Origin of the sequence: Acetobacter farinalis (assembly GCF_011516935.1) — a bacterium.
In the GTDB taxonomy this organism is placed as follows: domain Bacteria; phylum Pseudomonadota; class Alphaproteobacteria; order Acetobacterales; family Acetobacteraceae; genus Acetobacter; species Acetobacter farinalis.
The window spans coordinates 21,847-30,982 of the sequence record NZ_WOTF01000023.1 but is presented as its reverse complement, the minus strand read 5'-3'; the positions used below and the strand labels follow the sequence as shown (position 1 = coordinate 30,982).

The 9,136-nt window shown below is 55.9% G+C and carries 10 protein-coding genes; all 10 read left to right on the top strand.

The window, feature by feature from the left end; genetic code table 11:
* Nucleotides 1-116: 116 nt before the first annotated feature.
* On the top strand, nt 117-2,144 hold the full coding sequence (locus tag GOB82_RS11845; RefSeq protein WP_166123348.1) for a hypothetical protein: 2,028 nt from the start codon (nt 117-119) through the stop codon (nt 2,142-2,144).
* Nucleotides 2,145-2,271: 127 nt separating this feature from the next.
* Nucleotides 2,272-3,549 carry a DUF2213 domain-containing protein gene (locus GOB82_RS13480; protein ID WP_242007388.1) on the top strand — a complete coding sequence of 426 codons (1,278 nt, stop codon included), beginning with the start codon at nt 2,272-2,274 and terminating at the stop codon, nt 3,547-3,549.
* A gap of 3 nt (nt 3,550-3,552) precedes the next feature.
* Nucleotides 3,553-4,062 carry a structural cement protein Gp24 gene (locus GOB82_RS11835; protein ID WP_166123346.1) on the top strand — a complete coding sequence of 170 codons (510 nt, stop codon included), beginning with the start codon at nt 3,553-3,555 and terminating at the stop codon, nt 4,060-4,062.
* Entirely contained in the window at nt 4,059-5,096 is a 1,038-nt protein-coding gene (locus GOB82_RS11830; RefSeq protein WP_166123344.1) for a major capsid family protein, read from the top strand. Before GOB82_RS11835 ends, GOB82_RS11830 begins: the two co-directional genes overlap by 4 nt.
* A gap of 82 nt (nt 5,097-5,178) precedes the next feature.
* Entirely contained in the window at nt 5,179-5,499 is a 321-nt protein-coding gene (locus GOB82_RS11825) for a hypothetical protein (RefSeq protein WP_166123342.1), read from the top strand.
* 56 nt (nt 5,500-5,555) lie between these two features.
* Complete coding sequence (locus tag GOB82_RS11820; protein ID WP_166123340.1) at nt 5,556-6,041, top strand: DUF4054 domain-containing protein; 486 nt, start codon at nt 5,556-5,558, stop codon at nt 6,039-6,041.
* A 147-nt stretch (nt 6,042-6,188) separates the two neighbouring features.
* Nucleotides 6,189-6,788: a hypothetical protein gene (locus GOB82_RS11815; protein ID WP_166123338.1), complete on the top strand. Its 600-nt coding sequence runs from the start codon at nt 6,189-6,191 to the stop codon at nt 6,786-6,788.
* Complete coding sequence (locus tag GOB82_RS11810; protein WP_166123336.1) at nt 6,785-7,186, top strand: hypothetical protein; 402 nt, start codon at nt 6,785-6,787, stop codon at nt 7,184-7,186. Before GOB82_RS11815 ends, GOB82_RS11810 begins: the two co-directional genes overlap by 4 nt.
* Nucleotides 7,135-7,761 carry a phage neck terminator protein gene (locus GOB82_RS11805; protein WP_166123334.1) on the top strand — a complete coding sequence of 209 codons (627 nt, stop codon included), beginning with the start codon at nt 7,135-7,137 and terminating at the stop codon, nt 7,759-7,761. Before GOB82_RS11810 ends, GOB82_RS11805 begins: the two co-directional genes overlap by 52 nt.
* Complete coding sequence (locus tag GOB82_RS11800; RefSeq protein WP_166123332.1) at nt 7,758-8,966, top strand: DUF3383 family protein; 1,209 nt, start codon at nt 7,758-7,760, stop codon at nt 8,964-8,966. The genes GOB82_RS11805 and GOB82_RS11800 overlap by 4 nt, the downstream gene beginning before the upstream one ends.
* Nucleotides 8,967-9,136: the final 170 nt, after the last annotated feature.

The window sequence follows — 9,136 nt, the reverse complement described above, 5'->3', positions numbered from 1 at the left end:
TCGTCACTCAATGCTCGTGCCATCACCATCTCCATCAATGGAAACGGTGAATCACAATCTATGCCCCATGTCACCCCACACGATTCATCGTTCAGTGGACGTGCTCTAGAAGTGTCTTGGCAGAGCAATCTGACGTCAGTAGCGCAACGGCTTTGAGTGTTTCTGTGTCTGCATTGCGGCCAGTTACAATCGACCGTGCGATTAATGATGGGTATTTTCATAGTCTTGGTGTAACTGCATCAGGCGATACGCTTAGTGCGGAAGATATTACTAATATTCTGTCATTATTAACTGTCGGATCAACATTCAAGCTTGCTGCAGGAGAAGCATACCCGGTGAATACAGACGGGTCTGCAATGACATCCATAGAGAGTGGAAGTTTCAATAAAATATTCATTCATGCTGACGGTCAACTTTTGTCTCCCAATATGGATTCTGCAGATTCAACTGGTAATCCTGCATGGAATGGTGGTCACGTATCAGACAAGGTCGGTGATACGGCGCTTGTTGAGGCTTTTGAACCCAAATGGGGGGTGATGAAAGATCGTACTTATACGTCAGACAGTATATTTGATTATGCGACAAAGCGCATGCCGGCACCTATTACATCCGATTTTTACACGCTGGATAGCAAGATGCAGACTCCGGCAGAATGCGAATCCCCAACGTCTGAGGGTTATGATGCCTATTGGTGTAGCAGAATCCACTGGGGGTCTTCGGTTCATCATAATTCCGTACATTCTTCGTCCAATACAGGCGTAGTGACACATTATAATGATGAATATTCAAGTGGATTTGGTTATGGTGGTGCGTATGACATCATCGATTTCAATCGTCTTTTGACATCTGGCACCAATTGGACTTGGGTGTCGGTTGATGAGCTTGATGAAATCGGAGGTCTAGCAGCGGGCGGATATGTAGACGAGAATGGTAACACCCAGAAATCAGGTCTTCAGCATTACGTTAATGAATGGGATATGTCTGGTATCGGTCCAGATGATCCAAAAACAGCATACTCCCCGTATGCGTCCAATCGTTATGGGTTGTGGTTCAATACATGGTATGCTGGCGACAATGCGTGGGCAGCCAAAACATCATATCACGCATTCCAAATTGCTATTGTCATAAATCCTGATGATAATAAATCCTACATGTACGAAAATACAGTGGAAGGAGGAGTTTCAGGAAATTCTATTCCAGAATGGAAATTTAGCGAAGAATCACCTGTTTTGGATGGAACGGCTAAATGGGTTTTTCTCGGTGAGAAGAGTTTTCAAATCGGGTGCCTGATGTGTTTTGGGTCTGCTTCAGGAACACAATTTGGAACACTTATTTCTTCAAGTTCACATTTTTATAACAGTCCTATTGATTTTTCAGTGGCATCGTATGATACATCCGTTGCAGCTGTCATGAGGACGAAAGCAAATACGTATTATGACCTATCTGCTGATGGAACTAAAGGTGGCCAGAATAACCACATGCTTGGTTATGGTTCATACGGCGGTATTTACTGGAATATGTTAGATTACGCGGTTAAAGGCAATACTGTCTGGCATGTGGAAGACAGCGGTGTAGAAGGAGGGTCTGTTGCGAATTATGGCGCCACAGGTAACACGTTGGACACTGCTACACCTGTCAGCGCATCACATATTATTGTGAATAATTCTGATTTCGATGGGGCCGGTATCAGATTAGATTTCGCTGCTAAAGGTGATTTTGTGACGGTCAGTAATATTTCGGCTCATTCAGTCACTCTCTGGCCGATTGATGGTGGTTGGCAAATTAATGGTAAAAATTCCTATATACTTGCACCTCAGGCAACGGTGCAAGTGTTAGTTGCAGATTCCAAAGTTTATATGATTACAGGGGATAGTAGTCATGTATTATCTTCCAATTTTTCCATCAACAAAGATGCTGAGATACGTGGATATTTGAAAGCGGAGGCTGTTCAGACTCACTCTGGCGTTGCTCCGGGTTATCCTGTGTTTACATATGCATCGTTGCCGACTTCTAGTGTTGAAGAAGATCAGCATATTTATTGCGCCGATTGTAAACTTAATGGTCAGAAAGGCGTAGAAGCACACTGGAATAAATCAAAAAGCACTTGGTTCGATGCAGAAAATAACGTTCTTGTAAAATATTGAAAATAATTTATCATTTATTTTGGTACGATTATAAAATATAGATATTTTATAAAAATATAAATATTAAAATTTCAGAGGAATTTATTTGAATTGTATATCAATTCAAAATCCGTCTGTAGGATAAAACATGACGCTTCACGGTCTTCCCTCTACTCTGAGCGCTCAGCCTTCAGTTATATTGGTTCCCAACCAAGAACGCGATGCCGTCGTTCTGGCGCTGGACCGCTCGGTGCGCCGCACGGATGGTGATGGTCACCTGCATATCGCGCGCTGCATTCTTTCCGCTGCCACCGTCTGCCCGTATTACGGGCACGAAATTCCCGGTGCCGCAGCTCTCGGCCTCAAGCCGGACACGCTCTATCAAGTCTATCGAGACACACAGGCACTTGCTCGTGCGGCCCCCAGCATGGCTGGCAAGCCTATTCTCATGCAGCATCAGCCGGTTTCCGCAACAGAACATCCCAAAGAGATGACAGTCGGGGCCGTAGGCAGTGATATCCGGTTTGAAGCGCCCGATCTCATCGGCAGCCTGACAGTGTGGGATCACGCCGCCATAGCCGCCATAGAAAACGGGCAGCAAAGGGCAGTCTCCGCTGGGTACCGCTACCGTGTTCTGCCCCGCGCAGGCGTGCAGGATGGCATACCCTACAGTCTGACCATGACAGACATCGTCTTCAATCACCTCGCCCTCGTCAGCCATCCGCGTGTGAAAACCGCCATCATTGGGGACGCCGCCCCCACACCGTACAGGGAGCTTTCTTCCATGCATCGCCTTCCGTCTCCCGGTGAACCCGCAACAGACCAGCCTCCCGCGGGCCAGCCTTCCACAGGTCAGAGCACTCGTGCTCTCTTGACGCCGGACACTCCTTCATCCGGCCCTGCCCCAGTCGTGACTGTGGCCCCCGTTCCCGGCACAGAAGCACACTCACACCAGTCCACCTCACCTCCACCTACCTCCACCAAAGGCATCACACCTGGTGATTGCTCCGGTAATTCCGCCGTGCTCTCCGCGTCATCCAGCACATTGCCTGGCACATCCCCGCTCACATCAAGCACTCTCCACACTGCTCCCCACGCACAGGATGCGGCTTTGGTTCAGGCCGTGCAGCAGGCAGAAGCGGAAGTCATGCGTAGGATGGAAGCCCTGCATGCCGCCCGTGCCGCCGTGCGCCCCTTTGTGGGGGATGTCGTGATGGACAGCGCCGCTGCTGTGTATGGCTTTGCCTTGCGGGAGCAGGGGGTAGACCTCACCGGTCTGCCCGAAGAGGCTTTTAGACCACTTTTTCAGCAGGTCGCACGCCTGAAAGCACTGAACACATCGTCACGTATCGCGGGAATGGATGCAGAAAATACCGCCTCTTTCCGTGATGAATTCGGTCTTGCCCGTATTACGGTGAAAGCATAGTCCATGCCGTTTCAGACACAGATTACCAGCCAGCCCGCTCCCGGCCTCCCGGGAGATTTTGCGTCTCTCAACCCCACAGCCAGTTTCCCGGCGGGGGAAGGCGCACTGGTCGCGGCTACAGGCGGCTGCCTCATCGGCGCGTTCGGCTGGGTGCAGGGTGATGGCCGCAGCGTAGCCAACGCTCCAGTCTCCTCAGCTTCCACCTCCGCGCCGCCGGATGGTTTTGTGCATCGGGATCTCACTGCCCAGATTATCAACCTGCCGGATGAAGGTAGTCTGCTGATCCCGGAAGGCTACCCGGTCACGCTGCTTACTGCGGGGGATTTCTGGGCTGTTACCATTACGGCCGCCACACCGGGGCAGGCCGTGTTCGCGTCTATTACAAATGGCAGCATCGCCACGGCCGCCGCCGGAGCGACTCTTTCCGGTGCGGTGCAGACGCGTTTTTATGTAACCTCCACCTGCGCTGCGGGTGAACTTGTCAAAATTTCAAGCTGGAGCCATGCAGTATGAGTGATTTCAGAACAGAGCTGGCTGAACTCAATCGCCTTGGCTTCATCATGCCTGAAGCACAGGGCATGATCGCAAACAGCCTTCTGGCAACGGACAGCCTTGCGCAGGATGCCCAGCCCACGCTGTCCACCACAGCCAGCGCGGGCATCCCGGCGTTCATGAGCGCGTGGGTGGACCCGGCTCTCATCAAGGTTGCTTTCGCGCCTATGCGGGCGGCAGAACTTCTGGGGGAAGTGCGTAAGGGAGACTGGGTGACCCGCACCGCTATTTTCCCGATGATCGAGACCACAGGCGAGGTGTCCAGTTATGGAGACTGGAACAGCAATGGTCAGGTCAGCCTGAATCCTACATATCCTGAACGTCAGTCCTACCATTATCAGGTGTTCGTCTCGTGGGGGGAAATGGAGCTGGCTCTGGCCGGGCAGGCGCGTCTCCAGTGGGCAGCCAGCCTGCGGGAAGCTGCGGCCCTGAAACTGAATAAATTTCAGAACCAGAGCTATTTTTTCGGAATTGATGGCCTGCGCCTGTATGGCTACCTGAATGACCCGCGCCTGCCCGCCGCCGTTACTCCTGCCATCAAGGCAGCAGGGGGTACCGGCTGGACCGCCGCCACACCGGAAGAGCGGCAGGATGATGTCATCAGCCTCATCAACCAGCTCCATAGCCAGACAGCAGGGCTGGTGGATACAGAAACCCCGATGGTCCTGGGCCTTTCTCCCACGCGCATGGGCCTGCTCACCCGCCGCAACAGTTTTGGCCTCTCTGCGGCATCCCTCCTGAAAGATACCTATCCCAACCTGCGTTTTGTGCAGGCAGTGGAGTATGGAGATAGTGCGGGCAGTACCGTCCAGACCATGCAGATCATGGCCGAATATGTGGGTGCACAGAAAACGGCGGAAACCGCCTTTACGGAAAAACTGCGTGCCCACGCCGTCGTGACAGACGCTTCCGCCTGGAAACAGAAACTCTCCCAAGGTACATGGGGGGCCATTATCTATGTTCCCGCAGGGATTGCCACCATGGTGGGCCTGTAACACCAGAATGACGACAAATTTTCCCAAGATATTTCATTTTTCATAAAAATTTCAAAAAACTCTTCTAAGGAACCGTCTGCATATGGCCACAGCTTCCACCGTTACCATCGGCTGCAAACTGCCTAACGGGCTTATCCTGTCACTGGGGAGCGCACAGTATGAACTGGCCGGCACCCGCGCCTCTGCCGTGGTGGGCGGGTATGGCCTCACGCCGGTTCCCGCAGAGTTCTGGGCTGCATGGTCCCGCCGATACGCGGAGTTCCCATTGCTGCAAAACGGCTTGATCTTCGCGCAGGCCACGGTGGAAAAAGCCGCGGGGCAGGCGCGGGAGCAGGCCACCCTGCGCACCGGTGCGGAACCGCTTAATCCCGTCGCCCCGGCCCCCGGCATCACTCCGGTCTGAGCCCAAACCTGTCTCAGGCCACTTTCTTTAAATCCCCGTCACAAGGACTGTCTCTTATGCCTCCCGTGCTGTTTGATGCGCAGGCCTGGCAGGCCCGCTATTCCGCGCTGTTTGCCAGGCTGGGGGCAGAGGGCGCACAGGCATGTTTTGATCAGGCCTGCCTGTTCCTCGCGAATGATGACACTTCTCCCGTCCGCAATCCTACCCGCCGCGCTGCCCTTCTGGGGCTGATCGCGGCGCATCTGGGGCAACTCGGGCTGGGTGGCGGCCCTGATTACTCTGCCTCTGGGCCCTTAGCACTCACAGGGGCTGCCGCCCCTCCTATGGTTGCCACCAGTTCAGAAACTCCAGCTCTGGTAGGTCGTATCTCCTCCGCTCGCATGGGCAGCGTGGCGGTGGAGGCCGATATGGGGCCCGTCACCGCCACACAGGCATGGTGGGCGCAAACCCCCTATGGCGCGGCCTACTGGGCTGCTACCGCCTTCTTGCGTACTGCCCGCTATGTTCCGGGCTTTCCGCAAACACCGCTGTCATGGTCCTGAATGCGGATACCCGTCACGAACTTCCCTTACAATCCCATTCCTGCACAGGCTGCACACCGCTCAAAAAGCACCACAGCATAATGATGCTCCATTCCCAAGCTGCTTTTCTTCAGCACGGCTTTTTCGCTCCAGCACAGGATTTCTCTCATGCCGCTCCCGCCTGAAGTCCCTTCATCCGCCGGAGCCTCTGCATCCGGTCCCGCCGTCAAGGCTGGATTTTTCAGGCAGGCAACGGAGGAGGATGGTACCCCGGTCGCAGCCATTGCCGCTGTGCAGGAGTTTGGCGCGGTAGTGCGGGGGCAGGGGGCGCACGCTGTGGTTATTCCTCCGCGCCCGTTCCTGCGGCAGAGCCTTGCTGAAAACCGCACCGCCTGGGTTCGTCTGCTGGCCCAGGCCCTCAAAACCAGCCTGCGCAACGGGATCAAAGTCAGCGGGGCAGGTGGCGCTACAACTGGCCCGCTTAGGATGGGGGCCACGCCTCTCGCGTCCCAACGTTCACCCTCGCAGGCTTCCTCCCTCGATCGGTCATTGGCGTCCTCTCTGCCAGCCCTTATCCAGCAGCTCCGTAATCCTACACAGGCGCTCTCCACGGTTGGACGTGCCATGCAGGCGGATATCACACACACCATTCGCCAAATCCGGACACCCCCCAATGCCCCGGCCACCATCCGCCACAAGGGATTTGACAAACCTCTTGAAGAAACCGGAATGCTTGAAAAAAATGTCGCCTTCCAGGTGGTGTCGTGAATGGCCTTGCCGGGGGCGTATTCGGGGTGGTGTCTCGCGTGCTCGGCAGCCTGACCCCCGCGATACCCACTACCCTGCTGGCGCAGGAAGGCACCACGGTTCTGCCAGATGGCACGGTGGCTCCGCATTATACGAATGTCCTGTTACGCATCATGGTGCAGGCCGCCAGCAGCGCGGACCTCTCACAGGTCGCAGGGCTTAGCCAGAGCACAGAAACCCGCGTGGTCTATCTGCCGGCTGAAATCAAGGGCGTAGACCGCGCCCACCAGTTCGGTGGAGATCTTCTGGTGTTTGAAGGCTCGGAATGGCTGGTCACAGGCCAGCTCGAAACATGGGGAGGCGGCCGGTGGTCGAAACTTCTGGTAACCCGGCAATGCCCCTCGGCACCCCGCCCATAACGGCGGCGCTCACCACTGCGTTGCGGGCCTTTCTGCAAGCCTGCCTGCCATCGGAAACCCCAATCCTGCTGGCCCGACAGAACCGCATGGCGGCCCCTCTCGGTCTTTTCGCGCTCATGACAATCCTCCAGCACCAGCGCGTTGCCACCAGCGCCAGCCGTTATACCGGCGCAACCCGCATTGTTCTGCAACAGCAGGAGAGCACGGTGCAGGTCAGCCTGTTCGGGCCGGGGGCGGGGGAGGGGGCGCAGCTCATCAGCGCCCTGTTCAACAATGGCTGGGCGGCTGAATTTTTCACGGCTTTTTACCAAACCCAAAATCAGCAGCCGCCCTGCCCAATGCCGGTCGCAGCCGAGGCGCCACCTCCCGGATACCCCACCCGCATCGCCCCGCTCCATGCCGGGCCTGCCCGCCAGATCCCTTTTGTGAATGGGGAGCGGCAATATGAAGAACACTGGCAGATCGACCTGCACCTTCAGGCCAGCTTCTCCCTCACACGTCCTCAACAAACGGCCCCTGTCGCCACGCTTGCGCTGGCAGAGGTCACCAGTCTTCAAGGCTTCCCATTCGCATGACACTCCCCATCAGCTCCCTTGTCACCGTCACGCCGGGTGTGCTCTCTCCGGGTGGCACCGTCAGCCTGCTGAACGGTATGGTGTTTTCCACAAATTCAGGCCTCTGTGGCGGAATTTCCAGTTTCTCTTCCGCTGCGGAGGTGGCGGCCACATGCGGTGTCACCTCCGTGGAGGCCAGTATCGCCAGCATCTATTTTTCCGGCTATGCCAACGCGCAGGATACACCGGAAAAACTCTATCTCTTTCAGCTTCCCGCAAACCCTGCGGCCACGGACTACAGCGCCTCTCTCTCCACAGCGGCAGAGCAGGCCACGGACTGGGCTCCGTTTCTCTTCGCGCAGGAACCTGAACCCGCTGCCCAGACCGCAATCGCGGCATGGATGGCCGCCCACCCCAATCGCTACTGGGGTATTGTGCAGGACAGTAATGCCGCCATCCTGACTGCTGGGGCCACCACCAGTTTCGGGGCCACCCTTCAGGCTTCTGGCACACCGGGCCTGACCTGCCTGTTTAATGCGAATACCCAGAACAGCGTGAGCAGCAGCACCTCAAGTGGCAGTTCCAGCAGCGTTGTGAATGGTGGCACCCTGGCCGGTGCCCTGTGTCTGGGCTGGGCCGCCTCCGTCAATCCCAACCGTTCCAGCGGCCGCACAACGCTGATGTTCCGCTCCAACGGCGGCGTACCGCCGGCCAATCTCACCGCTTCGCAGGCGCAGGCGTTGCTGGCAAACGGATACAGTTTTTATGATTCGTACAAAAGCACGGATGCAACATTCAGTTTTCTGAATAATGGTGCGGTCTCAGGCCCGTTTGCATGGGCAGACAGCTATATCAACCAGATCTGGATGACTGCCAGCTTCCAGGCAGACCTCATCCGCCTGTTCTCCAGTGCCGGGCAAATTCCCTATAATGCCGTGGGGGATTCCCTGATTGCCACATCTGTCCAGAACACGATTGATACCGCTCTGTCTTTCGGGGCTATTCAACCCAACATCACTCTGTCGGATGCTCAGGCGCAGGCCGTGAACGCAGCAGCCGGACGCAGGATTGACAGCGTCCTCTCCACCCGTGGCTGGTATCTGCTGCCCGGCGCCTCACTAGCCGCTCCGGCTGTTCGTGCGGCGCGCGGCACGGTGCAGGGACGGTTTTTCTACACGGATGGTCAGTCCGTGCAGTCTATTGCCCTGGCCTCCGTAGAGGCATAGTAAATCACCGCGCAAGCCCCCATCAGCTAATCACTCAAGGATACGGGGTTTGACCAATACAGTTTTCTTCAGACTGCACCTCGCGTTGGACATTCTCTGCCAGATCCCCCTCAGCGGCTACTCCAGAATATACGCCGCATCCCACGCCTGATTCCATCCTGCCAGGAGGC